Annotated in this window: 29 protein-coding genes; 4 read left to right on the plus strand and 25 right to left on the minus strand. The window is 64.8% G+C overall.

Annotated features, from left to right (window positions below):
* Positions 1 to 112 precede the first annotated feature (112 nt).
* Both CH283_RS20980 and CH283_RS20985 read left to right on the plus strand, forming a co-directional pair.
* Complete coding sequence (locus CH283_RS20980) at positions 113 to 532, plus strand: LapA family protein (protein ID WP_094642422.1); 420 nt, start codon at positions 113 to 115, stop codon at positions 530 to 532.
* A gap of 102 nt (positions 533 to 634) precedes the next feature.
* A complete protein-coding gene (locus CH283_RS20985) occupies positions 635 to 1,477 on the plus strand; it encodes an HpcH/HpaI aldolase/citrate lyase family protein (protein ID WP_094642195.1) in 843 nt (280 codons plus the stop codon).
* A 46-nt stretch (positions 1,478 to 1,523) separates the two neighbouring features.
* Here CH283_RS20985 and CH283_RS20990 read toward each other — a convergent pair whose 3' ends face one another.
* The 6 genes from CH283_RS20990 to rpsB all read right to left on the minus strand — a co-directional run bounded on the left by CH283_RS20990 (position 1,524) and on the right by rpsB (position 6,602).
* Entirely contained in the window at positions 1,524 to 2,222 is a 699-nt protein-coding gene (locus tag CH283_RS20990) for a class I SAM-dependent methyltransferase (RefSeq protein WP_255183297.1), read from the minus strand.
* A gap of 38 nt (positions 2,223 to 2,260) precedes the next feature.
* On the minus strand, positions 2,261 to 3,175 hold the full coding sequence (locus tag CH283_RS20995; protein ID WP_068050284.1) for a phosphatidate cytidylyltransferase: 915 nt from the start codon (positions 3,173 to 3,175) through the stop codon (positions 2,261 to 2,263).
* A gap of 36 nt (positions 3,176 to 3,211) precedes the next feature.
* The gene (gene frr, locus CH283_RS21000; RefSeq protein ID WP_094642199.1) at positions 3,212 to 3,769 is read right to left on the minus strand and encodes a ribosome recycling factor; all 558 of its coding nucleotides are present in this window, start codon (positions 3,767 to 3,769) and stop codon (positions 3,212 to 3,214) included.
* 55 nt (positions 3,770 to 3,824) lie between these two features.
* Positions 3,825 to 4,553, minus strand: a complete 729-nt coding sequence (gene pyrH, locus CH283_RS21005) for a UMP kinase (protein ID WP_032397808.1) — start codon at positions 4,551 to 4,553, stop codon at positions 3,825 to 3,827.
* 176 nt (positions 4,554 to 4,729) lie between these two features.
* On the minus strand, positions 4,730 to 5,554 hold the full coding sequence (gene tsf / locus CH283_RS21010; RefSeq protein WP_068050288.1) for a translation elongation factor Ts: 825 nt from the start codon (positions 5,552 to 5,554) through the stop codon (positions 4,730 to 4,732).
* Positions 5,555 to 5,714: 160 nt separating this feature from the next.
* Positions 5,715 to 6,602: a 30S ribosomal protein S2 gene (gene rpsB / locus CH283_RS21015; RefSeq protein WP_068050290.1), complete on the minus strand. Its 888-nt coding sequence runs from the start codon at positions 6,600 to 6,602 to the stop codon at positions 5,715 to 5,717.
* Positions 6,603 to 6,948: 346 nt separating this feature from the next.
* Between rpsB and CH283_RS21020 the strand changes: the two genes are divergently transcribed.
* Positions 6,949 to 7,446: a M23 family metallopeptidase gene (locus CH283_RS21020; protein ID WP_068050292.1), complete on the plus strand. Its 498-nt coding sequence runs from the start codon at positions 6,949 to 6,951 to the stop codon at positions 7,444 to 7,446.
* A 13-nt stretch (positions 7,447 to 7,459) separates the two neighbouring features.
* On the opposite strand, the gene CH283_RS21025 is transcribed toward CH283_RS21020, so the two are convergent.
* The 13 genes from CH283_RS21025 to CH283_RS21085 form a co-directional block, all read right to left on the minus strand.
* Positions 7,460 to 8,638 carry a MinD/ParA family ATP-binding protein gene (locus CH283_RS21025; RefSeq protein WP_306437467.1) on the minus strand — a complete coding sequence of 393 codons (1,179 nt, stop codon included), beginning with the start codon at positions 8,636 to 8,638 and terminating at the stop codon, positions 7,460 to 7,462.
* 208 nt (positions 8,639 to 8,846) lie between these two features.
* The gene (locus CH283_RS21030; RefSeq protein ID WP_094642201.1) at positions 8,847 to 9,773 is read right to left on the minus strand and encodes a tyrosine recombinase XerC; all 927 of its coding nucleotides are present in this window, start codon (positions 9,771 to 9,773) and stop codon (positions 8,847 to 8,849) included.
* A gap of 69 nt (positions 9,774 to 9,842) precedes the next feature.
* Positions 9,843 to 10,625, minus strand: coding sequence for a siderophore-interacting protein (locus CH283_RS21035; protein ID WP_094642203.1), 783 nt, complete (start codon positions 10,623 to 10,625; stop codon positions 9,843 to 9,845).
* Positions 10,626 to 10,720: 95 nt separating this feature from the next.
* Complete coding sequence (gene dprA / locus CH283_RS21040) at positions 10,721 to 11,842, minus strand: DNA-processing protein DprA (protein WP_068282569.1); 1,122 nt, start codon at positions 11,840 to 11,842, stop codon at positions 10,721 to 10,723.
* A complete protein-coding gene (locus CH283_RS21045) occupies positions 11,839 to 13,344 on the minus strand; it encodes a YifB family Mg chelatase-like AAA ATPase (RefSeq protein ID WP_068049610.1) in 1,506 nt (501 codons plus the stop codon). The genes dprA and CH283_RS21045 overlap by 4 nt, the downstream gene beginning before the upstream one ends.
* Positions 13,344 to 13,700 (minus strand): YraN family protein, encoded by a 357-nt coding sequence (locus tag CH283_RS21050; RefSeq protein ID WP_094642426.1) that lies wholly within the window; start codon positions 13,698 to 13,700, stop codon positions 13,344 to 13,346. The genes CH283_RS21045 and CH283_RS21050 overlap by 1 nt, the downstream gene beginning before the upstream one ends.
* A 360-nt stretch (positions 13,701 to 14,060) precedes the next feature.
* Positions 14,061 to 14,405, minus strand: coding sequence for a histone-like nucleoid-structuring protein Lsr2 (locus CH283_RS21055; protein WP_068049609.1), 345 nt, complete (start codon positions 14,403 to 14,405; stop codon positions 14,061 to 14,063).
* Positions 14,406 to 14,816: 411 nt separating this feature from the next.
* Positions 14,817 to 15,122 carry a DUF2469 domain-containing protein gene (locus CH283_RS21060; protein ID WP_008717288.1) on the minus strand — a complete coding sequence of 102 codons (306 nt, stop codon included), beginning with the start codon at positions 15,120 to 15,122 and terminating at the stop codon, positions 14,817 to 14,819.
* 37 nt (positions 15,123 to 15,159) lie between these two features.
* Complete coding sequence (locus CH283_RS21065; protein ID WP_217901127.1) at positions 15,160 to 15,921, minus strand: ribonuclease HII; 762 nt, start codon at positions 15,919 to 15,921, stop codon at positions 15,160 to 15,162.
* On the minus strand, positions 15,918 to 16,640 hold the full coding sequence (lepB, locus tag CH283_RS21070) for a signal peptidase I (protein ID WP_255183298.1): 723 nt from the start codon (positions 16,638 to 16,640) through the stop codon (positions 15,918 to 15,920). Before lepB ends, CH283_RS21065 begins: the two co-directional genes overlap by 4 nt.
* Before the next feature lie 238 nt (positions 16,641 to 16,878).
* Positions 16,879 to 17,220, minus strand: coding sequence for a 50S ribosomal protein L19 (rplS, locus tag CH283_RS21075; RefSeq protein WP_027496692.1), 342 nt, complete (start codon positions 17,218 to 17,220; stop codon positions 16,879 to 16,881).
* 132 nt (positions 17,221 to 17,352) lie between these two features.
* The gene (locus CH283_RS21080; protein ID WP_094642429.1) at positions 17,353 to 18,207 is read right to left on the minus strand and encodes a hypothetical protein; all 855 of its coding nucleotides are present in this window, start codon (positions 18,205 to 18,207) and stop codon (positions 17,353 to 17,355) included.
* A gap of 117 nt (positions 18,208 to 18,324) precedes the next feature.
* The gene (locus CH283_RS21085; protein WP_094642207.1) at positions 18,325 to 20,664 is read right to left on the minus strand and encodes a Tex family protein; all 2,340 of its coding nucleotides are present in this window, start codon (positions 20,662 to 20,664) and stop codon (positions 18,325 to 18,327) included.
* Between the two features lie 68 nt (positions 20,665 to 20,732).
* On the opposite strand from CH283_RS21085, the gene CH283_RS21090 reads away from it, so the two are divergent.
* On the plus strand, positions 20,733 to 21,686 hold the full coding sequence (locus CH283_RS21090) for a serine hydrolase (RefSeq protein ID WP_094642209.1): 954 nt from the start codon (positions 20,733 to 20,735) through the stop codon (positions 21,684 to 21,686).
* A 5-nt stretch (positions 21,687 to 21,691) separates the two neighbouring features.
* On the opposite strand, the gene trmD is transcribed toward CH283_RS21090, so the two are convergent.
* The 6 genes from trmD to CH283_RS21120 all read right to left on the minus strand — a co-directional run bounded on the left by trmD (position 21,692) and on the right by CH283_RS21120 (position 25,770).
* The gene (gene trmD / locus CH283_RS21095; protein WP_068049592.1) at positions 21,692 to 22,372 is read right to left on the minus strand and encodes a tRNA (guanosine(37)-N1)-methyltransferase TrmD; all 681 of its coding nucleotides are present in this window, start codon (positions 22,370 to 22,372) and stop codon (positions 21,692 to 21,694) included.
* Between the two features lie 3 nt (positions 22,373 to 22,375).
* The gene (rimM, locus tag CH283_RS21100) at positions 22,376 to 22,918 is read right to left on the minus strand and encodes a ribosome maturation factor RimM (protein ID WP_094642210.1); all 543 of its coding nucleotides are present in this window, start codon (positions 22,916 to 22,918) and stop codon (positions 22,376 to 22,378) included.
* A 14-nt stretch (positions 22,919 to 22,932) separates the two neighbouring features.
* Positions 22,933 to 23,175 carry an RNA-binding protein gene (locus CH283_RS21105; RefSeq protein ID WP_027496687.1) on the minus strand — a complete coding sequence of 81 codons (243 nt, stop codon included), beginning with the start codon at positions 23,173 to 23,175 and terminating at the stop codon, positions 22,933 to 22,935.
* Positions 23,172 to 23,648 (minus strand): 30S ribosomal protein S16, encoded by a 477-nt coding sequence (gene rpsP, locus CH283_RS21110; protein ID WP_037189654.1) that lies wholly within the window; start codon positions 23,646 to 23,648, stop codon positions 23,172 to 23,174. Before rpsP ends, CH283_RS21105 begins: the two co-directional genes overlap by 4 nt.
* A 188-nt stretch (positions 23,649 to 23,836) precedes the next feature.
* Positions 23,837 to 24,667 carry a CPBP family intramembrane glutamic endopeptidase gene (locus tag CH283_RS21115; protein WP_176460480.1) on the minus strand — a complete coding sequence of 277 codons (831 nt, stop codon included), beginning with the start codon at positions 24,665 to 24,667 and terminating at the stop codon, positions 23,837 to 23,839.
* Positions 24,664 to 25,770: an amidohydrolase family protein gene (locus CH283_RS21120; RefSeq protein ID WP_094642433.1), complete on the minus strand. Its 1,107-nt coding sequence runs from the start codon at positions 25,768 to 25,770 to the stop codon at positions 24,664 to 24,666. The genes CH283_RS21115 and CH283_RS21120 overlap by 4 nt, the downstream gene beginning before the upstream one ends.
* Positions 25,771 to 25,780 lie beyond the last annotated feature (10 nt).

Consider the following 25,780-nt stretch of genomic DNA (forward strand, 5'->3'; position numbering starts at 1 on the left):
CCCATCGCCTCGCAGTCCTATTCGCGACTGTTTCCGTCCGTTATCCGATGGGTATCGAGGTCGTGGCCGGATGCACGTGCATTCGGCCTTCACGTGCGGAAGGATCATCGACATGGCCACCAGAGCTGACGACAATCACGAGACATCGCTGGACAAATCGGGCGCAGCGCACCCCGGCGAGCACAGCGCCTCGGGCGACCTCGCTCCGATCACGACTCCGGATTCGGACGGCCATTCCGCTCCCGATCCCGAGTTCGTTCCCGAGCGACAGGCTGCCGCTCCGACCGATATCGCCCACACTCGCACCGCCGCCCTGTGGACCGGCCTGGTGGTCGGAGCTGTGGTCCTGGTGATCCTGCTGGTGTTCATCGTGCAGAATCTCGACTCCGTCACGGTCCAGATCTTCGCGTGGCAGCTCGATCTGCCCCTCGGCATCAGTATGTTGCTGGCCGCGATCGCCGGCGCGCTGGTGATGGCAATGGTGGGCGGCGCTCGAATCCTTCAGGTGCGACGTTCGGCCAAGAAGAAGTAGCGCCACTCGTGAACACTATGTACAGAAGCTGGCGCTGACTCACTGAATCGATCAGGCTTGGGGTGCCCCACTTCACTCGAGGAGCATGACGTGACAACTTTCATGGAGACACCTGTGGCATCCGGCGTTGCCCCGGACCGAGCCCGGTCCTGGCTGCTGGTGCCGGCCACCAAGCCCGAGACCTTCGGCGACGCCGTCGCGTCGGGAGTCGATGCCGTCATCCTCGACATCGAGGACGCAGTCGCCCCGGCCAAGAAGCCGGCCGCGCGCGAGGCCGTCGTGCAGTGGCTCGGCGAAGGAAACTCTGCGTGGGTACGCATCAACGATGCAACGACGCCGTATTGGGCCGATGACCTCGCCGCGTTGTCCGGTCTGCCCGGACTGGTCGGCGTCATGCTCGCGAAGACCGAGAGTGGCGGTCAGGTCGAGGCCACAGCTGCTCGCCTGGCACCCGGCACTCCGATCCTGGCACTGGTCGAGTCCGCGATGGGCCTCGAAGCCGCGACGGAGATCGCCCGTGCAGAGTCGACCTTCCGTCTCGCTTTCGGCAGTGGCGACTTCCGCCGCGACACGGGTATGAGCGACGACCCGCTGGCTATGGCGTACCCCCGTTCGCGCCTCGTCGTCTCCTCACGCGCAGCGCGCATTCCGGGACCGATCGACGGACCGACGCTGACGGCCAACGACAGCATCCTCGGACGCGACGCAGCTCTGACCCTGTCGATGGGCATGACGGGCAAGCTGTGCATGCACTCGGAGCAGGCTGCCATCGTCAACCGCGAGCTCGCGCCGTCACCGACGGATGTGTCGTGGGCCCGTGACGTCATCGATGCCCTCGGTGCCGACGGCGCGCACGTCAAGGACGGAAGCGACCTGCCCCGCCTGGCGAAGGCGCTCAAGATCAACGAGCTGGCCGAGATCTTCGGGATTTCCGCCGCCTCCTGAAATCACCTGGGGTCGAGGTGCGTTCGGCGAAAAGCCCATCGGCTCGCTAATGCAGCTCGATTCCGGTCGGTTTGTACCGGACGTGCACTCGATACCGCACGTCGAACGAGACACCGTCCACCGACTTCGCGGCCTCACGTGCGACGCGTGGACCGAACTCGATTCCCAGCACATCGCGCAGCATGCGTCGATTCGGAAACGACCATCTCGTGTCGACACGGGTGAGTGCGAAACCCTGCGCCTCGAAGAACGCCTCGACTGTTGCCGGGTCGTAATGCGGTAGATCGGCCCGCATCCAATCCCCGTACGGCGACGCGGTCGCGTCCAGATCCACGACGACCAGCGCCCCTCCCGGCCCGAGCACGCGCATGGCGTCGACGATTCCCGGCCCGCAGCCCGGTCCGAAGAAGTACGCGGTGCGCGCATGGACGATGTCCACGGTGCCGTCGTCGATCGGGAGGGAATCCGCCTGCGCGGTCTTCACCTCGACATTCGGTAGGTTCGCGACTCGCAGTCTCGCCGCAGCAGCGAGTGGTTCGTGCGGCTCGACGCCTATCACCCGGTCGGCGTCGGCCGCGAACACCGGAAGATGAAAGCCGCTTCCGCAACCGACGTCGACGACCGTCTTGGCCGTCCAGTCAGCCACCGAACGGATCGCGTCGAACAGAGCACCGTCGACGTCCTGAGCACGGTTCTCCGCCTCGTACAGGTGAGGCCAGTTCCAGATGTTCGGGCTGGGAATCACCCCGGTGACTTCGCTGCGCACGCCCGAGAACAGTCTGCTCAGAGGAGAACGGTGAAGACGAGCCATGCCACGAACGCCGAGGGCAGCAGCGAATCGAGCCTGTCCATGATGCCGCCGTGGCCGGGCAGCAGGGTGCCCATGTCCTTGATGCGGAGGTCACGCTTGACCTGCGACTCGATCAGATCACCCAACGTGCCGGTCACCACCAGAACCACGCCGAGAAGGATGCCGATCATCGAGTTGGCCTCGAGGATGAGCGTCACCGTCAGCAGACATCCGATGATGCAGAAGATGAGCGAACCGGCGAGCCCTTCCCAGGACTTCTTCGGGCTGATGGCGGGTGCCATCGGATGCTTTCCGAACAACACACCCGCGATGTATCCGCCGATGTCCGAGCACACGACGCCGATGACGAACACCAGGATGCGGCCTGCGCCGTTGTCCTGCAGCACCATCAAAACGGTGAACGAGGCCAGCAGCGGCAACCAACATGCCACGAGGACGGTGACGGAGAGTTCTTCGAGGTAGTTCTTCGGAGCGGTGCCGAATCCCTGCCGCAGCAGCAGCCACACCATGCACACCAGGACGGTGCCCACCGCCGCGCTGAGCACACCGACTGCCCCGAACGGCCAGCCGAGCCAGATCATCGCCTGACCGCCGAGGATCAGGGGGATGCGGGGCACGAGGACCCCACCCTCGCGCAGGCGCTTGGACACCTCGTAGGTAGCGACGGCCAACGCGACGGCCACCACGCCGATCCACACCAGCGGCACGAAGACCAGGACGAGAATCAGGCCGATTCCCAACGACCCGCCGACTCCGATCGCGGCAGGAAGATTACGACCTGCCTTGCCCGTCGACTTCGCTGCGGCGACCCCGGACGAGGCAGCGGGCGTACCGCTGCCCTCCTGCCGATCCGGTCCCACCACTGTCGTCATCTCCTCGAAATTCATCGTCGTCCGTCGCGAAAAGCAGCTGTCGAGGTCGGGTCAGACCTCCATCAGCTCGCCCTCTTTACGCTTGACGAGTTCGTCCACGGAAGCGGTGTACTTGGCAGTGGTCTTGTCCAGATCGTTCTCGGCGCGGACGACCTCGTCCTCGCCTGCTTCGCCGTCCTTCTGAATGCGCTTGAGCTCTTCCATCGTCTTCCGGCGAACGTTGCGAATCGATACCTTCGCGTCCTCGCCCTTGCCCTTGGCCTGCTTGACGAATTCGCGGCGACGTTCCTCGGTGAGCTGCGGAACTCCGATTCGAATGAGGTTGCCGTCGTTGGTGGGATTGACACCGAGATCGGAGTTGCGAATGGCGGTTTCGATCGGTCCCAGCTGATTGGACTCGTACGGCTTGATGACCACGAGGCGCGCTTCGGGGACGCTGATACTTGCCAGCTGGGTGATCGGTGTCGGAGCACCGTAGTACTCGATGACGATGCGGGAGAACATCCCGGGGTTGGCACGTCCGGTGCGAATCGAGGACAGATCGTCACGTGCAACCGATACGGCCTTTTCCATCTTCTCTTCGGCATCGAAGAGAGCTTCGTCAATCACGATCTGTCCTCCATCGTCTTCGTCTTCGATTCGCTCACGTCACTGTCGGCAACGATCACGACGTGACCAGCGTGCCGATCTTCTCACCGGAAACGGCGCGAGCGATATTTCCCTGAATCAGCAAATTGAACACCAGCATCGGCATCTGATTGTCCATGCACAGACTGAAGGCCGTCGCATCGGCAACCTTGAGTCCCTGTTCGATGGCCTCGCGGTGCGTGATGGTGTCGAACATGGTCGCATCGGGGTCCAGTCGCGGATCGGCCGAATACACGCCGTCGACCGCCTTGGCCATCAACAACACCTCGGCACCGATTTCCAGCGCGCGCTGCGCAGCCGTGGTGTCGGTGGAGAAATACGGCATACCCATGCCGGCTCCGAAGATCACCACGCGCCCCTTCTCCAGATGACGTCGTGCGCGGAGCGGGAGGTACGGCTCTGCGACCTGACCCATCGTGATCGCGGTCTGCACCCTGGTGGCAACGCCTTGCTTCTCCAGGAAGTCCTGCAGCGCAAGACAATTCATGACGGTTCCGAGCATGCCCATGTAGTCCGAACGGGACCTGTCCATGCCGCGCTGCTGCAGTTCGGCACCACGGAAGAAATTGCCACCGCCGATCACCACTGCGACCTGGACCCCGGTGGCCACCACCTCGGCGATCTGTTCGGCAACGTTGTTCACGACATCCGGATCGAGACCGACCTGGCCGCCTCCGAACATCTCCCCACCCAGTTTGAGCATCACGCGTCGGAACCCGGGACGGTCAGGGGCCGGATCGGTCATAGCTCTCCTCGGTACTCGTCGAACACTACGGTTTCCTCTTGGATCATCCTGCCCTATCGAGGCCCGGGTGGTGGACAGGGCTCCGGCCTGCACACCCACCTGCCCCGCGCACGAGCGATGCCGCCCACTCGATGGAATCGAATGAACGGCATCGCTCGACCGAACCGGTGCGCAGACTAGCTGGCACCGACCTCGAAGCGCGAGAAGCGGGTGATGGTGACGCCGGCCTCGTCGAGAATGGCCTTGACGGTCTTGTTGCCGTCCTGCACCGACTTCTGTTCGGTGAGAACGACGTCCTTGAAGAATCCGTTGACCCGACCTTCGACGATCTTCGGCAGTGCCTGTTCCGGCTTGCCTTCTTCGCGAGCGGTTTCCTCGGCGATGCGACGCTCGGCGGCCACCAGGTCCTCGGGGACCTCGTCGCGCGTGACGTACTTGGCCTTGAGGGCGGCGATCTGCATCGCAGCTGCGCGCGCGGCATCGCCTGCGGCGTCGCCGTCACCGGTGTACTCGACGAGCACGCCCACGGCAGGCGGCAGGTCCGCGCTGCGCTTGTGCAGGTACGTCGCGGTGTTGCCGTCGTAGGACACGACGCGACGCAGCTCGAGCTTCTCGCCGATCTTGGCCGACAGCTCGTTCAGAGCCGTTTCGACAGTCTTGCCGTCGAGGTCGAGCGCCTTGAGGGCATCGACGTCGGCAGGCTTGCCTGCTGCAGCCGTCGCTGCAACGGATGCGGCGAACGTCTGGAACTCGTCGTTCTTGGCCACGAAGTCGGTTTCGGAGTTGATCTCGACGAGCACTCCACCCTCGGCGACGACGAGGCCTTCGGCGGTGTTGCGCTCGGCGCGCTTGCCGACGTCCTTGGCACCCTTGATACGCAGGTACTCGACGGCCTTGTCGTAGTCGCCGTCGTTCTCGGCGAGCGCGTTCTTGCAGTCCATCATTCCGGAGCCGGTGAGCTCACGGAGCCGCTTGACGTCGGCGGCAGTGTAGTTCGCCATCGTGGGCGAGCCTCCTCAAATGTCTGGGTACGGGCGTTGACGAAAAATGCTGTTCTCAGGGCGTGATCGACGGACTCGTTGCGGAGCCGTGCCGACCTCGACCCTGACATACCGAAGCGGCCCCGGCCCACCCCTGAGGGTGAACCGGGACCGAATTCGATCAAGCCTGAGCGGCCGGTGCTTCTTCTGCTGCCGGTGCTTCTGCTGCCGGGGCATCGGCTGCGGGAGCGTCCGCTGCCGGGGCGTCCGCTGCGGGAGCCTCTGCTGCCGGTGAAGCCTGAGCGAGCTGCTCGAGCTCCCACTCGGCGAGGGGCTCGCCTGCGCCGACCTCGGGCTTGGCGTCGGATGCAGTGTTCTGACCTGCTCGCGCCTGCACGCCCTCGGCGACTGCGGATGCGACGACCTTGGTCAGCAGCGCAGCGGAACGGATCGCGTCGTCGTTACCCGGGATCGGGTAATCGACCACGTCGGGATCGCAGTTGGTGTCGAGGATCGCGATGACCGGGATGTTCAGCTTGCGAGCCTCGGCAACCGCGAGGTGCTCCTTGTTGGTGTCGACGATCCAGATGGCCGACGGAACCTTGGACATGTCCCGGATGCCACCGAGGGTGCGGTCGAGCTTGGTCATCTCACGCGTGAGCATGAGGATTTCCTTCTTGGTGCGTCCCTCGAAGCCACCGGTCTGCTCCATGGCCTCGAGCTCCTTGAGGCGGAGCAGACGCTTGTGCACCGTCTGGAAGTTGGTGAGCATGCCACCGAGCCAGCGCTGGTTCACGTAGGGCATGCCCACGCGGGTTGCCTCAGCGGCGATGGACTCCTGCGCCTGCTTCTTGGTGCCGACGAACAGAACCGTGCCGTTGTGGGCGACGGTCTCCTTGACGAACTCGTAGGCCTTGTCGATGAAGGTCAGAGTCTGCTGCAAGTCGATGATGTAGATGCCGTTGCGGTCGGTGAAGATGAATCGCTTCATCTTCGGGTTCCAGCGACGGGTCTGGTGTCCGAAGTGTGTGCCGCTGTCGAGCAGCTGCTTCATTGTTACTACAGCCATGGCTGAAGAACTCTCTTTCGATGGTGCGGTTGACGCAGAGTGTCGGTGACCTCTGCCCTGGCGCCCGCTGAAGTTGCCGGACCCGACATCACGAAGATCTCGGGACCGCCGACAACCGGTTCTCGTATCGGTGATTCTGCGCGAGGCAGACGATGCGATGACGCGGACGCGCGAAGTCGACCCGTGCACGCACAGGCCGCAAGTGACGAGTGTAGACCTGCCACGTCCCCCGTCATAACCAGGCCCGACTGTCAAGGGATTCCGATGCCTGTGGACAAAGAAACTTCTTGTCCACAAATCGCGTCCGGGTTCGTTCGATTGCTCATATCCACGACATGGTCGACGGGTGAACATCTCTCTCGCGCTCCGCGCACTCGCGGTGTGCCTCGTCACCGCGGTAACGATCTCGACGCCGGTCGCCTCGGCGCAGCCAGGCGCATTCGCCTGGCCGCTGCAGCCGAAACCGCAGGTCGTCACCCCGTTCGACCGTCCCGAGCAGAACTGGCTGCCCGGCCACCGTGGTGTCGACCTCGCCGCCCGCGAGGGCCAGTCGGTTCTCGCCGTCGCCGACGGAATCGTGGTGTACGCCGGGTCGGTCGCGGGAAAGCCCGTCGTATCGGTCGATCATCCGGGCGGACTGAGATCGACGTACGAACCGGTGTCGGCGTCGGTTGCCGCCGGCACGCGGGTTCGGCGAGGGACCGTGCTGGGTTCGGTGACATCGGGGCACGAGGGCTGCTCGTCGACGTGCCTTCACTGGGGCATCAGACGTGGCCGGGACTACCTCGATCCCACGGCGACGGTGCGCGCAAGCCCGATCAGGTTGAAACCCCTCGACGAATGACGGCAGATGACCGTCAGCGCTGGGGGCCGGAATGCCTGCCGGACGCCGCAGGAAAATCGTCGGCCACCATCGCGGCGAGCTCGACGAACGCGCTTCGAGTCTGGGGACGCAACAGGTCGAGGTCGACCACGGCACCCTCGGCCAGGTGTTCGTCGAACGGAATCACCAGCACAGCACGGCAGCGCTCGAGAAAGTGCTGTTGCAGCAGGTTCATGTCCACCGCCGACGAACCCGGGCGAACCGAACTGATCACCACGACGGTCCGCTCCGCCAGATGTCCGTAGCCGTGCAATTCCAACCAGTCCAGCGTCGCCGCAGCACTGCGCGCGCCGTCGACTGCAGGCGAGCTGACCAGAACCAGTGCGTTCGCCAGTTGCAGCACCCCGTTCATCGCCGAGTGCATGATCCCGGTACCGCAGTCGGTCAGGATCAGGTTGTAGTACACCTGCAACATGTCGATGACGGCGCGGTAGTCCTCCTCGCCGAACATCTCCGACGCTGCGGGATCGCGCTCGCCTGCCAACACTTCGAGTCGACTCGGTGCTTGCGAGGTGTGCTCGCGGATGTCGGAGTAACGACGAATGTGTGGTGCCGCGGCGAGCAGATCACGCACGGTCGACGACGTCTGCCGCGGAACTCGCTCACCCAGGGTGCCGAAGTCGGGGTTCGCGTCCACGGCGATGACGCAATCTCCGCGCAGCGACGCGAAAGTCGAACCGAGACCCAGCGTGGTCGTCGTCTTGCCGACGCCACCCTTGAGCGACAGAAACGCGATCCGGTAGTCGCCGAGCACCGGCTGCCGAATACGTTCGACCTGGTTTCGGTACCGCTCTTCCGCCGTCGATTCGCCGGGGTTGATGACTCCGCCGGTGAGTCGGTGCACTCCTCGCCGCCAACCGGAGTTCGACGCTCGCTTGGGACGCTTGAGCAACGAATCCGCGCCCAGATCCTGACTGTTGGGTCGGTAGGCGTTGGGTGCCCCCGACCACGGTTGCGGCGACCACCGATCCGGCTGCGTTCGCGAATCCTCGGTGTGTGGCGGTACCGGCAGGTACCGGTCCGGCTGCGCTGCCGGCGGCCCTGGCTCGAGCGGCACCGGCGGGCTGTACCTCGGCGGCAACGGCTGTCGGTCGCCCGAGTCGGGCGTCTGCCAGGGTGGAGGTTGCCGAGGCGTCGAACGAGGAGTGGACATCGAGCCCGACGATACGGGCCCGCTGCCGTTGTCGCGTGCGTTGTCCGATCGCCCAGGGGGATTCCGATGGTCGGCGGCCGAGCCGTCGCGGACATGCATGGACCACGTCTCCGAAGTACCTTGCGGTCGGTCGCGGTCCACGGTCCCCCGTATTCGGTGTCGTAAGTCGTCCACGACGCTACCAAACGTTGCGCCGCCGACGCTCGGCTCATGCCCGGGGATGAGCCTGATCGTGCACGGCACGCAGCCGTTCCACCGACACGTGTGTGTAGATCTGGGTGGTCGCCAAAGAGGCGTGGCCGAGCAGCTCCTGCACCACTCTCAGATCGGCCCCACCTTCGAGCAGATGTGTCGCTGCGGTGTGGCGCAGGCCGTGCGGACCGAGGCTGGGACCACCGGGGACGGTGTCGAGTACCTCGTGCACCGCCGTTCTGGCCTGCCGTTGATCGAGCCGTCCACCTCGCCGTCCCAGCAGCAATGCCGCACCGGATCGATCGGAGGCCAGTTCGGGCCTGCCGCTGACCAGCCAGTTCTCGACCGCATGCGCTGCCGGCGCACCGTACGGTGCCGAGCGTTCCTTGTTGCCCTTGCCGAGCACACGGATCAAGCGACGCTCGGTGTCCACGTCGTCGACGTCGAGTCCGCACAGCTCCCCCACGCGCACCCCGGTCGCGTACAGCAACTCGACGATGAGCCTGTCCCGCAGCGCGATGGGGTCGAGCTCGGCGGCACCCGATTCGGCCGCGGCCAGCGCGTGCTCCGCCTGGCTGTGGCGAAGAACACCGGGCAGCGTGCGGTGGCCGGCCGGTCCGGCCAACCGTTCCGCCGGTGCCACCGCCACCGCTCCCACCCGTTCGAGCCACTTCCCGAACGTCCTCGCCGACGAGGTGCGTCTCGCCATCGAGGTCCTGGCGGATCCGGCGGCCGAGTGCGTGGCCAACCACGAGCGCACCGCGCGGAGGTCGAGGTCGGCGATGGTCGCATCCGGCGAGCACTCCGCGAAGTGCGCGAGCAACGAACGAGCGTCCGAGACGTAGGCCCGAATGGTGTGCTCGGATCGCTCTCGACCGAGTCGAAGATGCTCGGCGAACTCCTCGACGTGAATGCCGAGGTGAGGCGGCAGCGAATCGGTCATCGGGTCAGCTTGGGCTCTGGCAGGCCGCGCGACAACCGGACACGCCGTTCGGGGTGGGTCGTCGCGGGATCAGGCGTCGACACCGGATTCGGCCTGCGCGAGTTCGCGCTTCCACACTCGGAACGTCTCCTCGGTTCGGCCGCGACGCCAGTAGCCCGAGATCGAGGCCCACTCGGCACCGACACCCCGCTCCTTACGGATGTAGGGCCGAATGTTGTGCATGACGGCCTGGGCTTCGCCGTGCACGAAGACCTGAGCCTGCCCCGGCAGCCATTCCGTTTTCTTCACCGCTGCGATCAGCGGTGCGTTGTCTCCGGCTCGGTCGTCTCCGACCTCGTTCGAGGACGCACCCCGGTGAATCCAGGTCACGTCGACGACAGCGAGCGTCTCCATGTAGATCTCGTCGTGCCTGTCGGCAACTTCGATGAAGACCTTGGCGACGGCATCCTCCGGGAGTGCTTCGACAGCAGCCGAAATCGCCGGAATCGCCGATTCGTCGCCGGCGAAGAGGTGCCAGTCCGCGTCGGGGCGCGGGGCGTACCCACCCGACGGGCCGAAGAACGACATCTCGTCCCCCGGCTTCGCCCGGGTGGCCCACGGCCCGGCGACTCCCTCGTCTCCGTGCACCACGAAGTCGATGGCGATCTCCCGAGCGCGAGTATCCACCGAGCGAACGGTGTACGTGCGCATGATCGGTTCGTCATCGGTCCCGAAGAACAACTTGACGTAGGCGTCGGTCTCGTCGATCGCATCGAAGTCGTCGAAACCGGCCCCACCCAGGTAGACCCGGTGCATGTGCGGGGTGAGCGCTTCGGTGCGCAGGACGGACAGGGTGGTTTTCTTGCGTGGCACTTCTGACCCCTCTTCGAGTGAACGACGCCGACAGCCGATGCGTCGACTAAGCATTACCTAACACCCTACCGTTAGGCTCTCGAATCGTGGTGCGCTCACCCACGCACGACGCGGAACCATCCGGTCTCGTCGCTGGCGACGAAACCGTCCATCTCCAGTACCGGCAGGGATGCGCGCACCTTGTTCAGCGGAACACCGGAGTGCTCGGACAGCTCTCTACTCGATACCGAACCGGTTGCCGGCAACGCGTCGTAGATCAGCAGGGCGGTGTCCGACAGCGCATCGGTCTCCCGAAAGAGGTCGGGTCGAGGCTCCTCCGGGGACCCGAGTGCACCCGCCTCGGCGACCACATCGTGCGAGCTCGACACCAGCACGGCCTCGCCGTCCCGGATCATGCGGTGGCAGCCCGTGGACGTCGGCGAGGTGACCGGCCCAGGGACCGCGAGCACGGGCCTACCCAATTTCGCCGCCCACGCCGCTGTGTTGCGAGCACCGCTGCGCCACCCGGCCTCGACGACCACCACAGCCGATCCGAGTGCCGCGACGAGCCTGTTGCGAGCGAGGAAACGATGCTTCGCCGGTGTCGTACCCGGCGCGTATTCACTGAGAACCAGGCCACTGGCAGCGATCTGCCGCAGTAACCGCGAATGGCCCGCTGGATACGCACGATCGACGCCACAGGCGAGTACCGCCATCGTCGTACCCTCGACTCCGAGAGCCGCCCGGTGCGCCGCGGCGTCGATACCGAAAGCGGCTCCCGAAATGACGGTCCACCCGTCGAGCGCCAGATCGGCGGATATCTCCGCCGTCACATGATCACCGTAGGGACTCGAGGCGCGTGTCCCGACGATGGACACCGAACGCTCGGTGATCGTTGCGACCGGCCGAGTTCCCAGTGCCCACAACGCAATCGGTGGGCAGGTATCCACCCCTGCGGTCATACCCGGTCCGTCGAATCCGAGAAATCGCCACGCCGGCCACTCGTCGTCGTCCGGCGTGATCAACCGACCACCGAGCGCAGCGATGTGATCGAGATCTGCTGCCGCGGTGTCGATGTGGGCGCGGACCGCGAGCCGCTCCCCCAACCTGCCCGCCCGCACGGCTTCTGCCGTCGCTTCGGGACCGTGCGCTGCAGCATGATCGACCACCGGCCGATGCGGACCCTGCGCCACGCGAGAGAGATACGCCCAGGCGAGTCGACGCGCGTCGTGCGTCATGCCACTCCCCTGTCACGGAAATCCAACGCGGCTCCGACCTCGTCGGCACCGGGGACCGAACCACCGGCGAGATCGTTCAGCGTCCACGCCACCCGAATGGCTCGGTCTGCGCCGCGCGCGGTCAGCGATCCGTTGCGCAACGCACGCTCGACCGGAGCGAGCGTCGAGCGTGCCAATCGAAATCGTTGGCGCAGAGCGGGTCCGGGAACCTCCGCATTGGTCCTCCAGCCGAACTCTCGCCACCGCTGCGCGGCGGCGTCCCTGGCCCCCGTCACGCGTGCGCGAATTTCGCTCGTACCCTCCCCCACCTCGTCGACCAGTGCACCTGTCGCGACACCCATCATCTGAATTCGCAGATCGACGCGATCCAGCAATGGCCCGGACAGCTTGCCGAGATATTTGCGTCGCGCTGTGGGCGGGCAGACGCAGTCGACCTGCCGCGCAGGCGCACACGGACACGGATTGGCTGCGAGAACCAACTGAAACCTGGCCGGATACCTGGCCACACCGTCACGACGGGCAATACGAATCTCTCCGTCCTCCAACGGAGTACGCAACGCCTCGAGTACCCGGACGCTCATCTCGGCGCACTCGTCCAGAAACAGGACTCCGCGATGTGCGCGGCTGACTGCCCCCGGTTTGGCCATTCCGGTTCCGCCCCCGACCAAGGCACTCACCGAGGTCGAATGATGCGGCGCGATGAACGGCGGTGACGTGATGAGCGGCCGCGCCGTGGTCAACAGGCCCGCCACCGAGTGGATGGCTGTCACTTCGAGCGCTTCGGATTCGGTCAGCGGCGGCAGAATCCCCGGAAGACGTTGCGCCAACATCGTTTTTCCGATGCCCGGTGGCCCGGTCAACATGATGTGATGTGCGCCTGCGGCGGCGACCTCCAGAGCCCATCGCGCATCGGCCTGTCCGGCAACATCACTGAGGTCCGGATAGATCTCCTCGTGCCATTCGGTCGGGACGGGTGATTCGAGGGCCTGCTCACCACGAAGCCAGGCCACCACGTCCCCGAGCGAACCCGCACCCAGCACCTCGATTCCGTCCACCAGACCCGCCTCGGGCAGACATTGCAGCGGAACGACCACTCGCTGCCAGCCCGCACTCTTGACCGCGAGCACCCCGGGCAGGACCCCACGGACTGCGCGCAGCCTCCCATCGAGTGCCAGCTCACCCAGAAACACGGTCTCGGACAGGCATCCACGCGGAATCGCCTTCGCGGCATCGAGAACCGACAACGCGAGTGCGAGGTCGTACACCGATCCGCCCTTGGGCAACGTCGCGGGCGACAGAGCGAGAATCACCCGACTGTCCGGCCAGGTACCGCCCGAGTTCTTCACAGCGGCTTTGACCCGGTCACGCGATTCGTTCAGCGCAGTATCGGGAAGACCGACAAGATGTGTGCCAGGTAGGCCCTGCCCGATATCGGCTTCGATTTCCACCAGCACACCGTCGACCCCGTTGACCGCCACCGAATGCGCTCTCCCGAGTGGCATCAGAACGCGGCCCGAACGTGCGTGATGACCGGTTCCTCGTGGCGACCGACCACGATCGCGATCACGTCGAATCTGATCTGCACCCACGGTCCCTGCTGCAGCGAAAGCCACCGCAGCGCCAGCCCTCTGATTCGAGTCTGTTTCGTGTACGTCACCGCTTCGGCGGGTGTTCCGTATCCGATTCCCGATCGAGTCTTCACTTCGACGAACACCACCGTCTCGCCATCGCGCGCAATGATGTCGAGTTCTCCGGAACGATGCCGCCAGTTCCGCTCGATCACCTCGAGACCGATGTCCTCGAGATGGCGCACCGCGAGTTCCTCACCGCGCGCACCGAGTTTCTGGTTGGTTGCCATGTCCGCCATTCCTCCACTCTCCGACCGTGCATTGCGGCCGATTCGGTCGTCTCGACGGTGGCACGACCCGAAAGAGGAGAAGCGAAGAAAGCGCAGGTGGGAAATTGCCCTGTGGACAACTGCTCGACTGTGGACGAACGGTCCGATTGTCGGCGGCGATCAGTCCACCGTGTCGGACCGCCGTGCTATGGCTCGTAGCGTGTCCGAGCCGCCGGGCGAAAGCGGACTCGATACGCAAAAAGCTCCGTCCTGATTCAAAGAATCGGACGGAGCTGATGCGGCTTGTCGATACCGACATCGAAAGTGCCGATACGCAAAACGTGCTGCCGAGACACCGAGCCTCGGTTCGCGAAAGGACGGTCAGTGAGCAGCCTCGTAGGCCGCTTGCACATCCTGACTGATACGGCCGCGGGCACTGACCTCGTGACCGTTCTCGCGGGCCCATGCTCGAATGTCCTGCAGATCCACCTTGCCGCGAGCCGGTGCCGACGCAGCGCCGCCCTTACGGGTGCGGCGTCCGGAAATCTTCTCGGCGTGCTCGATCCAGAATGCCAACTGTTCGTGCAATTCGTTGGCATGTTTGAGGTTCAAATCGATGCGGTACTGGTTTCCACCGATGCCGAATTCGATGGATTCACCTTGACCGTCTTTGATGACCGATCCGTCCACATCGTCGATCATCTGCACAAGCGTCTTGCGTGCCATCTCGTACCTCTTACACGTCTGGGGGATGTGATATTCAAGTTCTACCACCCATTCTCGTATCCACGCAAAGAACTGCAGGCGTTTCGTGACGTGTCGAATCGACGAATATCGGTGCAGAAATTGTCCAGCATTTCGAGCGACTAATCGACCAATTCGAATAGCTTTGTTGCGCAATCGATTTCACACGGGAAACCCGATCGCAACCGCCGTGCACCATTGGACGGGGAACAACTTTCCGTGACACCGAACACGGAAACAGGACATGCGGACCGATTTGGCCGGGCGTCCAATTTTTCGGGTGGCAAAACGATCGGTACAGCACGACCGCATCGCATCGGGTGGTCCGCAGCAGGCTGATCCGACATCCGACGCTCAGGGCGACTCCGTCAGGCCCCAGCCTCGGACGAGGAGCTATTCCGGCAGACGAAGATCTGGTTTGTCCAACTCTTCGATGTTGACGTCCTTGAAGGTGATCACCCGGACATGCTTGACGAAACGGGCGGGGCGATACATGTCCCACACCCACGAGTCGGACATGCGCAATTCGAAGTAGATTTCACCGTCGGCGTTGTGCGGAATGAGTTCTACGGAGTTCGCCAGATAGAACCGCCGCTCGGTTTCGACGACGTAGTTGAACTGACCCACGATGTCCCGATACTCGCGATACAGCGAGAGCTCCATCTCGGTTTCGTACTTTTCGAGATCTTCGGCACTCATCGGTCTCTTTCATCCTCCAGTCGGGCGTGAACAGCAATCATCGCGTACCGGCGTCGCGGCAGTCCATTCGCCCCAGGGCGTCGACGGCGTCAGGAGAAAGCCCCGCGGCGGCCGCTGCGACATTCGCGTAGGACATTCGATGCTCGCGGCTGGGCCCGAGAGCGGTCATGGCGGCCGAGTGAGCACGGGTGCTGTACCCCTTGTGCACGGCGAATCCGTAGCCGGGAATCGTTTCGTCCAACTGCACCATCAATCGGTCCCGGGAGACCTTCGCGAGCACGCTCGCCGCGGCGATGCACGCTGCGGTGGCGTCACCGGCGATCACCGGTAGCGACGGAACCGGAAGGCCGGGCACCCGAAAGCCGTCGGTGAGTACGTAGCCCGGGTTCATGCCGAGCCCGGCAACAGCGCGTCGCATTCCTTCGATGTTCGCCACGTGGACCCCGATGCGGTCGACCTCGGCCGCATCGATCGACACCACACTCCATGCCAGTGCCAGCCTCTGGATCTTGGGAAAGAGCTCTTCGCGTCGTCGCTCGGTCAACTTCTTCGAGTCGTCCAGATCCGCCAGGGCGGCATGTGCGCGCGGCCCGAGAACACACGCTGCGACCGTCAACGGACCGGCGCAGGCTCCTCTTCCCGCTTCGTCGACTCCTGCGACCGGACCGAGTCCGCCCCGCTCCAACGCAGACTCCATCGTCCGCAATCCGGCCGCTCGTCGGATGATCGGACGCGGCGGCCACGACGACCGAGTCAGAGTTGCGCGCGCACGCGGCGCACGTCGCGGGGTTGCCGTCATCGACCCTGAATGTCGGGAGAATCCAGGATGCCGGTTCGTGACGGCGGCAGCGCGATGAACACGGCCTTCCCGATCACGTTGTCGAGGGGAACGGTTCCGGTGAATTCGTCGGTGACGTGATACCGGGAATCTCGCGAGTTGCTCCGGTTGTCACCCATGACCCAGACGTTGCCCTCCGGCACGGTGACGGGGTCGAAGCATCGTCCGGACTTCAGTTCGGTGTCGCACGTCATCGTTCCCGGGGTGAACGGGAAATCCATCTGAATGTACGGCTCGTCCAACGGCTGTCCGTCGACGAGCACTCTTCCCTGGTCGTCACAACATTCGACGGTCTGACCGCCGGTGGCGATGACGCGCTTGACCAGATCGTTCTCGTCGGGCGCGACGACTCCGATCAACGAGCCGACTTCCTGGGCGCCACGAATCACCGAGTTGTCGGACCGCTGTGACACGAATTCGTCGTTCCACGAATCCGGGCCACGGAAGACGACGATGTCGCCGGGCTTCGGGTCGCCGAACCGGTATCCGATCTTCTCCACCACGATGCGGTCACCGGTGCAGCCGGTGCAGCCGTGCAAGGTCGGCTCCATCGATTCGGACGGGATCAGATACACCCGTGCGACGAATGTCTGGAGCAGAAAACTCAGTACCAGCGCTACCAGAATCAGAATGGGGAGCTCACGCCAGAACGATCGGGGCTTGCGTTCCCGACGCTTGATCCGTGAAGACTCGTCGTCGGGCTCGTCGGTTGGATCCTGTGGGGACTGCGTCACGTGATCAGGTTAGCCGGAACCGTCACCCGCACGGCCGGACGGTCTGCGCATGGGCGGTTCGCGGCTCTCGATCCGCCCGTCGGCAGGGTTGAATGCGGGCCGATCGCGGGCAGAACGCACCATGCCGCGTCGCCCTGACGGGCAACGCGGCATGGTGTGAACTGATGTGTCCGGGCGGAACCGGTCAGCGCTTTTCCTTGATCTTGGCGGCCTTGCCACGCAGATCACGGAGGTAGTAGAGCTTGGCGCGACGGACGTCACCGCGGGTGAGGACCTCGAACTGAGCGATGTTGGGGCTGTGCACCGGGAAGGTGCGCTCGACACCGACGCCGAACGAGACCTTGCGGACCGTGAACGTTTCGCGAACGCCACCGCCCTGACGTCGGATGACGACGCCCTTGAAGATCTGAATGCGCTCCTTCGAGCCTTCGATGACCTTGACGTGCACGTTCAGCGTGTCGCCGGGGCGGAAATCGGGGATGTCGCTACGCAGCGACTGATTGTCGAGAAAGTCCAGAGTGTTCATCGGTTGTGCCATCCTTGCGTTCTGCGCATGAGTAGAGGAACCGAGCGGCTCGCTGACACAGCGGCTCGACTGGTTCGTACTCCGAGTGAGGTCCGTGCCTGCTAGAGGCAACCCGACCATTGTGCCAGACCATCAGGCGTTCGACGAAATCGGCGCTTCTCGGCTCGCCGCCGTCCCGCTCGGCATCGGCGCAGGCAGTACCGTCCGCGCCAATTCTTGCTCCGTGGCCTCACGTGCATGCACGATGCTCGGCTTGCCTGCGATCGCGTCCTGAAGATAGATCTTGGCCCGAATGATCGGCCGTCGCCACCGCTTCTCCCGGCGCAGTGCGCGTTCCATCTTCTTCGGCCTGGTGGTGTACCGCCACCTCGCCCACGGGGCACTCGGCCTGCTCAACCGCACTGCGGCCAGAACGAGGATCGGCAGGACGAACAGCCCGAGCAGTCCGGTCCAGATCTTTCCTTTGAGCAGTACGACGACACCCAGCGCGAGATTGGCCAGGGCCAACACCGCAAGGGTGCCGCGCACCCACGGGTCGGGATCGGCCCGGAAGCCGGCCGGGCTGAGCAGCTCCAGAGGGTGCAAGCCGAGCAGCAGCAGGCCGGTGAATCCCACTGCCGCGAACACGGCGTCCACCGACGTGCGCCCCTGTTCGGACCAGTAGACATCGCGGAGATAGAAGATCAACGCGAACTCGTCGAGGACGAGAGCTGCCCCGATACCGAAGATCGCGGCCAGCATCGCCCCGACCGACTCGGAACCGTCGACGTACACCGCGATCAAGCCGATCCCCGCCAGCAGCATCAACACGATCCCGAAGACGACATGGTGGATGTGCTGACCGCCGGGCGTGATGTTTCCCGGCCACCACTTCACATCTGCGCGAATCATCCTGACGCTGAGTCGGATCAGCAGGAACCCCAGCAACAGCCCCAGTAGGAAGCACAGCAGCGGCAGGCGGCCGTGATCGATGACCCCGTGTTGCAACCACCTCACGTGTGGCTCACGTCCTTCCTGCCGAACGGCCGAACGACCGGCGAATCACCGTTCACACTATTCGTGTTCGGGACCGCCCAGGGCAGCATCGACCCGAGGATCCGCCCGCTATTTTCCGAATCCCGCCTTCCGAAGCGCATCGGCCATGGAACCGGCCGCCGGTGCTGCCGACTGGCCGCCGCCGCGCTGTGGGCGCACGTCTCGACTTCGGTTGCTCTGGCCGCTGCCCGCAGCTCTGCCCTGGCCTCGGGGCCGGTCGGGCTGCTGTCCGCGAGAGGCGTCCTTGCCGCCACCGGCACCGGGCTCGTCGTCCAGCCGCAGACTCAGGCCGATGCGCTGCCGCGGGAGGTCGACCTCCATGACCTTGACGCGCACCACGTCACCGGACTTGACCACCTCGCGGGGGTCCTTGACGAAGTTGTGCGACATCGCCGAGACGTGCACCAACCCGTCCTGGTGCACACCGACGTCGACGAACGCGCCGAACGCTGCCACGTTGGTCACGACACCTTCGAGCGTCATACCCGGCTTCAGATCGGCGACCTTCTCGATACCGGCGGCGAAGGTGGCGGTCTTGAACTCGGGGCGAGGGTCGCGACCCGGCTTCTCGAGTTCGGAAATGATGTCGGTGACGGTGGGCAGACCGAATCGCTCGTCCACGAATTCGGCAGGGTCGAGACCTCTCAGCAGAGCCGTGTTACCGACTACCTCGCGCACACCCAGGCCTGCCTTGCCGACGATGCGCCGCACGACGGGATACGCCTCCGGGTGAACACTCGACCGGTCCAAGGGATCCTCTCCCCCGGAGATACGAAGGAATCCGGCGCACTGCTCGAAAGCCTTGGGGCCCAGACGAGGTACATCTTTGAGCGTGCTGCGGCTGGAGAACGGACCGTTCTGGTCGCGGTGCGCCACGATGCTCTCGGCGAGAGAGCCGGCGATACCGGAGACCCGCGAGAGCAACGGAACCGACGCGGTGTTGACGTCGACGCCGACGGCGTTCACCGCGTCCTCGACGACGGCCCCGAGGGAACGGGCCAGCAGGGTTTCGGAGATGTCGTGCTGGTACTGCCCGACGCCGATGGACTTGGGATCGATCTTGACCAACTCGGCCAGCGGATCCTGCAACCTGCGGGCGATCGAGACGGCACCGCGGATCGAGACGTCGAGTTCGGGCAGCTCGCTCGAGGCGTACGCGGAAGCGGAGTACACCGACGCTCCGGCCTCGGACACCACCACCTTGGTCAGGTTGGCGGCAGGGAACTTGGCGATCAATTCTGCTGCCAGCGAGTCGGTTTCACGCGATGCGGTGCCGTTGCCGATGGCGATCAGTTCGACCTTGTGCTTGGCGGCCAGGCCGGCGAGGGTGGCCACCGCCTGATCCCACTTGCCCTGCGGCTTGTGCGGGTAGATGGTGTCGTGGTCGACGACCTTGCCGGTGGCGTCGACGATGGCGACCTTGGTGCCGGTACGGAAGCCCGGGTCCAAGCCCATGGTGGTGCGGTTGCCGGCCGGTGCGGCGAGCAGCAGATCCTTGAGGTTGCTCGCGAAGACGTCGACGGCGTCCTTCTCGGCCGACTGACGCAGTCGCATACGAGTGTCGAGGGAGACGGTCACCAGCATCTTGGTGCGCCACGCCCATCGGACGGTATCGAGCAGCCACTTGTCGGCAGGCCGTCCTCGATTCTCGATCCCGAACTTGGTCGCGATCCGACCTTCGTAGACACTCGGCACCCCGGGGGTCGGTTCGTCGCGCTCGGGCTCGAAACCGAGGGAAAGTATTTCTTCCTTCTCGCCTCTGAGCGTGGCGAGGATTCGGTGCGAGGGCAGGCTCGTGAACGGTTCCGAGAACTCGAAGTAATCGGAGAACTTGGCACCCTCCTCCTCCTTGCCCTTGCGAACCGACGCGACGAGCTTGCCGGATGTCCACATCAGTTCGCGCAGCTCGCCCACCAGGTCCGCGTCCTCGGCGAAGCGCTCGACGAGAATCGCCCGTGCGCCGTCGAGTTGCTCCTGATCGAACTGGGCCGGGTCGGTGGTGGGGTCGGAGAACAGAGCGTCGGCGACGGGCTCGTGCCCGGCCTCACGCGCGATCTGAGCCTTGGTTCGACGCTTGGGCTTGAACGGCAGATAGATGTCCTCGACGCGCGCCTTGGTGTCGGCCAGCATCAGCGACTGCTCCAGCGCGTCGTCGAGCTTGCCCTGCGAGCGGATGGACTCGATGACGGCGTCTCTGCGCTCGTCGAGCTCGCGCAGATACCGAAGTCGCTCATCGAGCTGACGCAGTTGCGTGTCATCGAGAGTGCCGGTGACTTCCTTGCGGTAGCGCGCGATGAACGGGACCGTCGACCCGCCGTCGAGCAGTTCCACGGCGGCACGAACCTGTTCTTCACGAACGTCGAGTTCTTCGGCTATGCGCTTGTTCACAGATTTCAGAGCAGTGGTCACGGCGATGGACCCTACCGCTACTGTGGGACAAGTCGGTCAGCGGTTCAACGTGTGGGAGAGATACGCGGATGGTCAGGGGGTCTCGGTTCCTGGCTGCAGCCTGCGCCTCCCTGATACTGGCCGGATGCTCGGCTCCTCCCGACGACCAGGTCGGTGACTCCGCCTCGAAGGACACCGCCGAGACGTCGGCGTCGCCCTTTCCCGACATGAAAAAGGTCGACGGCGTAGCCCTCGAAGCTCGTATCCCGATGGCGATCGCGTCGGCCCAGGCCCGCGGTGCCGACGTCGATTTCGCACTGTTGGATCGTCAGACGGGCTCCTATTACAGCAGCAATGCCGATATCCAGGTCGAAACCGCATCGGTATCCAAGCTGTTCATCGCCGACGAGGTGTTGTTCCGAGCACAGTCGGAGAACCGTCCTGTCTCTGCCGACGACCTGACCACCATGACGAGCATGCTCGAGTTGTCCGACGACAACGCCGCGTACACGCTCTGGTATCGCTACGGCTCGTCGGAGATCGTGCGCACGGTCGCGGCTCGCTACGGCTTGACGAGCACCACGCCGCCCGGGGACGACGAGTGGTACAACACCGAGACCACGCCCAGCGACCTGGTCGGTTACTACGCGGGGTTGCTCAACGGCAGCGGCGGTCTGACCACGGCATCCACGGACATCGTGATCGGAATGCTGCGCCGTTCGGCACCGATTGCCGCGGACGGCTACAAGCAGCACTTCGGGATCGTCGACGGTTTGCCCGGCGAGAGTGTGCACGCTGTGAAACAGGGCTGGATGTGCTGCGTGTCCGATCGGTGGGTACACCTGTCGACGGGCACCATCGGTGTCGACAACCGCTACGTTCTGGCTCTGTCGTCACGCGAGGACATCTTCTACGCCGACGACTTGGAAAGTTATCCGGACACCGCGGTGGTCGACGTCAGTGACGACGCCAGCGCGCTGCATGCCAGGGACACTCTCACCGGATTCGTCTCGATGCTCTTCCCCGACGGCACCGTCAGCTGAATTCGTCAGTCCTGCAACAGGTCCGGACGACGCTCGGCGGTCCTGTCCAGTGACTGCTGTCGGCGCCACGCAGCGATCTTGGCGTGATCACCCGAGAGCAGTACCTGCGGAACGTCGAGATCACGCCACTGTGCGGGACGCGTGTAACTCGGCCCCTCGAGCAGACCGTCGGAGAACGAATCCTCCTGGTGCGACTGCTGATTGCCGAGAACCCCTGGCATCAGCCGCACCACGGCCTCGGCCATGACGAGAACAGCCGCTTCGCCGCCGATGAGCACGTAGTCGCCGATGCTGACTTCCTCGACACGGACCCGACGTGCGGCATCGTCGAACACTCGTTGATCGATGCCTTCGTATCGGCCGCAGGCGAATACGAGATGCTTTTCGGAGGACCACCGCTCGGCTGTCCGCTGGGTGAACGGGACGCCGGCAGGCGTCGGAACGACGAGGAGAGAATCGTCGGTCAGCACGTCGTCGAGTGCGTCTCCCCAGACGGTCGGCTTCATGACCATTCCCGGTCCGCCGCCGTAGGGCGAATCGTCGACGGCCTTGTGCACGTCATGAGTCCACGACCGCAGATCGTGGACCTCGACCGAGACCAGGCCGCGGTCGATTGCTTTGCCCAGCAACGCGGTTCGGAGCGGCGTGAGGTACTCGGGAAAGATGGTGACGACGTCGAGGCGCACGATCTACTCCGGATCCAGCAGACCCTCGGGCGGATCGATCTCGATCGTCTTGTCTGCCAACGACACCGTCGTCACGATGGCCGCTACGAACGGCACGAGGATTTCGGCGCGTGCTGCTTCGCCGGGCCTCGGATTCGGCGTGATGGAGAGCAGCTCCCCCGCTGCGGAGTGGAGAACTTCGCGGACCGTTCCCACGACGGTGCCGTCGGTCAGGATCACCGTGAGCCCTTCGAGTTCGTGGTCGTAGAACTCGTCCGGGTCGTCGGACGGCGGAAGATCGGTGGATTCGACGACGAACAGAATGCCCCTGAGTTGGTCGGCGGCCGTCTTGTCGTCGATACCGTTCAGACGCAGCAGAAGCCGCCCGGAGTGTTCCCGGACGGCGTCCACTGTGTACGAGGCTGGCTCGGCGTTCGATCGAGGCTTGCGGCCCGACAGAACGGTTCCTTCGGCGAAGCGGTCGTCGGGGTTGTCGGTGCGGACCTCGACGACGACTTCGCCTTTGATGCCGTGCGACTTCGCGACACGGCCGATGACCAGCTCCATGATGGGTACGTGACCTACTGGTCCGTGTCGACCACGTCGACGCGGATGCCGCGACCACCGATTCCCGAGACGAGAGTGCGCAGTGCCGTAGCGGTACGACCGCCACGGCCGATGACCTTGCCCAGATCGTCGGGGTGCACGTGGACCTCCACGGTGCGGCCCCGACGGCCGGTGATCATCTCGACGCGAACGTCATCGGGATTGGCGACGATGCCGCGAACGAGGTGTTCGACGGCATCGGCGACAACGGCACTCACTTCTCAGCAGCCTCGGCGGCCGGCGCGTCTGCCGTCTCGGTTGCTGCAGCGTCGGTGGTCTCCGCAGCGGCGTCGTCGGCCTTGGGAGCCTTCTTCTTCTTGGCGGTGGTGGCCTCGCCCTGGGGCTCGGAATCGGCCTGCGCCAGTGCGGCGTTGAACAGGTCGAGCTTGGACGGCTTGGGCTCGGCGAGGCGGAGGGTTCCCTCGGCACCGGGGAGGCCCTTGAACTTCTGCCAGTCGCCGGTGATCTTGAGCAGAGCCTCGACCGGCTCGGTCGGCTGTGCGCCCACGCTCAGCCAGTACTGCGCCCGCTCGGAGTTGATCTCGATGATGCTGGGGTCCTGCTTGGGCTCGTACGTGCCGATGGTCTCGATCGCACGGCCGTTACGACGGGTGCGGGCATCGGAGATGACGACGCGGTAGTGCGGGGTGCGGATCTTGCCGATACGCATGAGCTTGATCTTGACAGCCATGTTCTGGTGGAGCCTTTCGAAAGTTGGTCACGGCGCAATTCAGCGGTCCGCACGGCATGCGAACCCGGTTTTGCGTTGAAGGGTGTTGTGACCGCCGCTCGGTACGTAACCGGATGACGGGCGAACAGCTGTTCATTGTGCCAGACGGGTCGCACTATCGGTGAATCGGGCCCGCAGAACCACTCCCGTCAGGCGAGCAGGACCACCAGGGCAGGAAGGGTGTTGTTCAACGAGTGTGCCGTGATCGACGCGACGATCGAACCGGAACGCATTCGAGCGATGCCGATTGCGAATCCTCCCCACAACAGCACCACCAGGCGCCACCACTCTCGGTGCCACACCGCGAACAACACCGCGGTGATCGCCAGGACCACCCATCGGTTGCCCAACCAGGCCATCGGCATCGGGCGGGTGCGTTTCTCGAGCGCTCCCCACAGCATGCCGCGGAACATCGTTTCCTCGCAGATCGGTGCACCGAGCCAAATCCACAGGGCCAGAACGATTTTCAAGCCGACGGCCGTATCCGTGACCGCGCCGAGGGGCGTCGGGTCGCCGACTTCGATACGGGACAACAGAATCAGAGCCAGCACTATGCCGCCGACCACGGCGACGCCACCCCACGCCAACCCGGATCGGAGGTGCCCGAGAAATTCGGGGATGGATCTGGGGAGGCCGAAGTCGACGACGGGGCCGTTGCCCCGCGACTTCGAGATGGCCACCGCCACTCCCGTGGCGAGCAGGCTCGGGATCATGATGCCCACCACGAAGACGGCCGAGGCGTCCGACGTCACGACGAGGCCGAGCACCAGGAATCCGGCCAGATTGAGCCCCAGCACCAGTGCCGCGGCCGGCAGTCCCCACCGTTGGTCGCGTCTGCGTTCGAGCGCGGCCTGCTCGGCGCGCCAGTAGGTTTCGGACAGTCCCGATCCTTGCTGATGAACGTGATTCATCGGAGCCAGACCGGCCCAGCTGGGGCGGTCGGGATCGGCTCGTCCTGCGCCGTCACCCGGGTCGGTCACCCCCGGACCGTCGATCCACTCGTCGTGCGACCACGCCGGTCGGTCACTCGTCCGCGAAGGATCACCAGATCCGGGTTGGACAGCACATCCGGTCCGCCTCGCGGATCCTCGGCGTAGACCACGAGATCGGCGGGCGCGCCGTGTTCGAGCCCCTGTCGACCCAGCCACGACCGGGCCTCCCAGCAGGCGGCACCGAGTGCATCGGTCGGTGAGAGTCCGACGGCCGCGAGTGCGGCGACCTCGTCGGCGATACGACCGTGCGCGATCGAACCGCCTGCGTCGGTGCCTGCGTAGATCGGAATGCCTGCGTCGTGAGCTCGTCCGACGGTATCGGCGACGCGTTCGTGCAGCGCCCGCATGTGCCGGGCGTAGACGGGATACCGGGTGGCGGAGTCGGCGATGCCGGGGAACGTCTCGATGTTGATCAGCGTCGGTACCAGTGCGGTGCCGTGATCGACCATCATCTCGACGGTCTCGTCGGTCAGGCCGGTGCCGTGTTCTATGCAATCGATTCCCGCCGCGATCAATCCGGGCAGGGCATCCTCACCGAAGACGTGTGCGGTCACCCGCGCGCCCTCGGCGTGGGCAGCGGCGATGGCGTCGACGAGGATCGAGTCGTTCCACAGCGGTCGGAGATCTCCCACCGAACGATCGATCCAGTCGCCGACGAGCTTGACCCAGCCATCGCCGAATCGTGCCTGTTGGGCCACCGCCTCGGGCAGCTGCGATTCGTCCTCGATGTCGATTGCCAGACCCGGGATGTAGCGCTTCGGTGATGCGATGTGACGGCCCGCTCGGATGATGCGGGGAAGGTCCTCGTATTCGTCCAGCTCGCGCGTGTCCACCGGAGACCCGGCGTCGCGCAACAGCAGCGCGCCGACGCCTCGCTCGGTCTCGGCCTGGCGGATCGACCCGATCAGGTCCGTGTGTCCCCCGCCGTACTCGATTCCGACATGGCAGTGGGCGTCCACCAGACCGGGCAGAATCCAGCCGCCGTCGTGAACGAGATCGGCATCCGCGATCGGCTCCGTGGACAGGACGCCACCCTCGATCCACAGATCGATCTCGGACCCGTCCGGCAGTCCGCGGCCCCGCACCCGCATCGCCGACACG

The sequence above is a fragment of the Rhodococcus sp. 05-2254-2 genome (genome assembly GCF_002259095.1).
GTDB lineage: Bacteria > Actinomycetota > Actinomycetes > Mycobacteriales > Mycobacteriaceae > Rhodococcoides.

Excerpts from the sequence above, each read along its gene's own strand:
- CH283_RS20980 (WP_094642422.1), top strand. The coding sequence starts at position 113 with ATGGCCACCAGAGCTGACGACAATCACGAGACATCGCTGGACAAATCG.
- CH283_RS20985 (WP_094642195.1), top strand. The coding sequence starts at position 635 with ATGGAGACACCTGTGGCATCCGGCGTTGCCCCGGACCGAGCCCGGTCC.
- CH283_RS20995 (WP_068050284.1), bottom strand. The coding sequence starts at position 3,175 with ATGAATTTCGAGGAGATGACGACAGTGGTGGGACCGGATCGGCAGGAG.
- pyrH (WP_032397808.1), bottom strand. The coding sequence starts at position 4,553 with ATGACCGATCCGGCCCCTGACCGTCCCGGGTTCCGACGCGTGATGCTC.
- tsf (WP_068050288.1), bottom strand. The coding sequence starts at position 5,554 with ATGGCGAACTACACTGCCGCCGACGTCAAGCGGCTCCGTGAGCTCACC.
- rpsB (WP_068050290.1), bottom strand. The coding sequence starts at position 6,602 with ATGGCTGTAGTAACAATGAAGCAGCTGCTCGACAGCGGCACACACTTC.
- CH283_RS21025 (WP_306437467.1), bottom strand. The coding sequence starts at position 8,638 with ATGTCCACTCCTCGTTCGACGCCTCGGCAACCTCCACCCTGGCAGACG.
- CH283_RS21030 (WP_094642201.1), bottom strand. The coding sequence starts at position 9,773 with ATGACCGATTCGCTGCCGCCTCACCTCGGCATTCACGTCGAGGAGTTC.
- dprA (WP_068282569.1), bottom strand. The coding sequence starts at position 11,842 with ATGACGCACGACGCGCGTCGACTCGCCTGGGCGTATCTCTCTCGCGTG.
- CH283_RS21045 (WP_068049610.1), bottom strand. The coding sequence starts at position 13,344 with ATGCCACTCGGGAGAGCGCATTCGGTGGCGGTCAACGGGGTCGACGGT.
- CH283_RS21050 (WP_094642426.1), bottom strand. The coding sequence starts at position 13,700 with ATGGCAACCAACCAGAAACTCGGTGCGCGCGGTGAGGAACTCGCGGTG.
- CH283_RS21055 (WP_068049609.1), bottom strand. The coding sequence starts at position 14,405 with ATGGCACGCAAGACGCTTGTGCAGATGATCGACGATGTGGACGGATCG.
- CH283_RS21060 (WP_008717288.1), bottom strand. The coding sequence starts at position 15,122 with ATGAGTGCCGAAGATCTCGAAAAGTACGAAACCGAGATGGAGCTCTCG.
- CH283_RS21065 (WP_217901127.1), bottom strand. The coding sequence starts at position 15,921 with ATGACGGCAACCCCGCGACGTGCGCCGCGTGCGCGCGCAACTCTGACT.
- rplS (WP_027496692.1), bottom strand. The coding sequence starts at position 17,220 with ATGAACACTCTGGACTTTCTCGACAATCAGTCGCTGCGTAGCGACATC.
- CH283_RS21090 (WP_094642209.1), top strand. The coding sequence starts at position 20,733 with ATGGTCAGGGGGTCTCGGTTCCTGGCTGCAGCCTGCGCCTCCCTGATA.
- rimM (WP_094642210.1), bottom strand. The coding sequence starts at position 22,918 with ATGGAGCTGGTCATCGGCCGTGTCGCGAAGTCGCACGGCATCAAAGGC.
- rpsP (WP_037189654.1), bottom strand. The coding sequence starts at position 23,648 with ATGGCTGTCAAGATCAAGCTCATGCGTATCGGCAAGATCCGCACCCCG.
- CH283_RS21120 (WP_094642433.1), bottom strand. The coding sequence starts at position 25,770 with ATGCGGGTGCGGGGCCGCGGACTGCCGGACGGGTCCGAGATCGATCTG.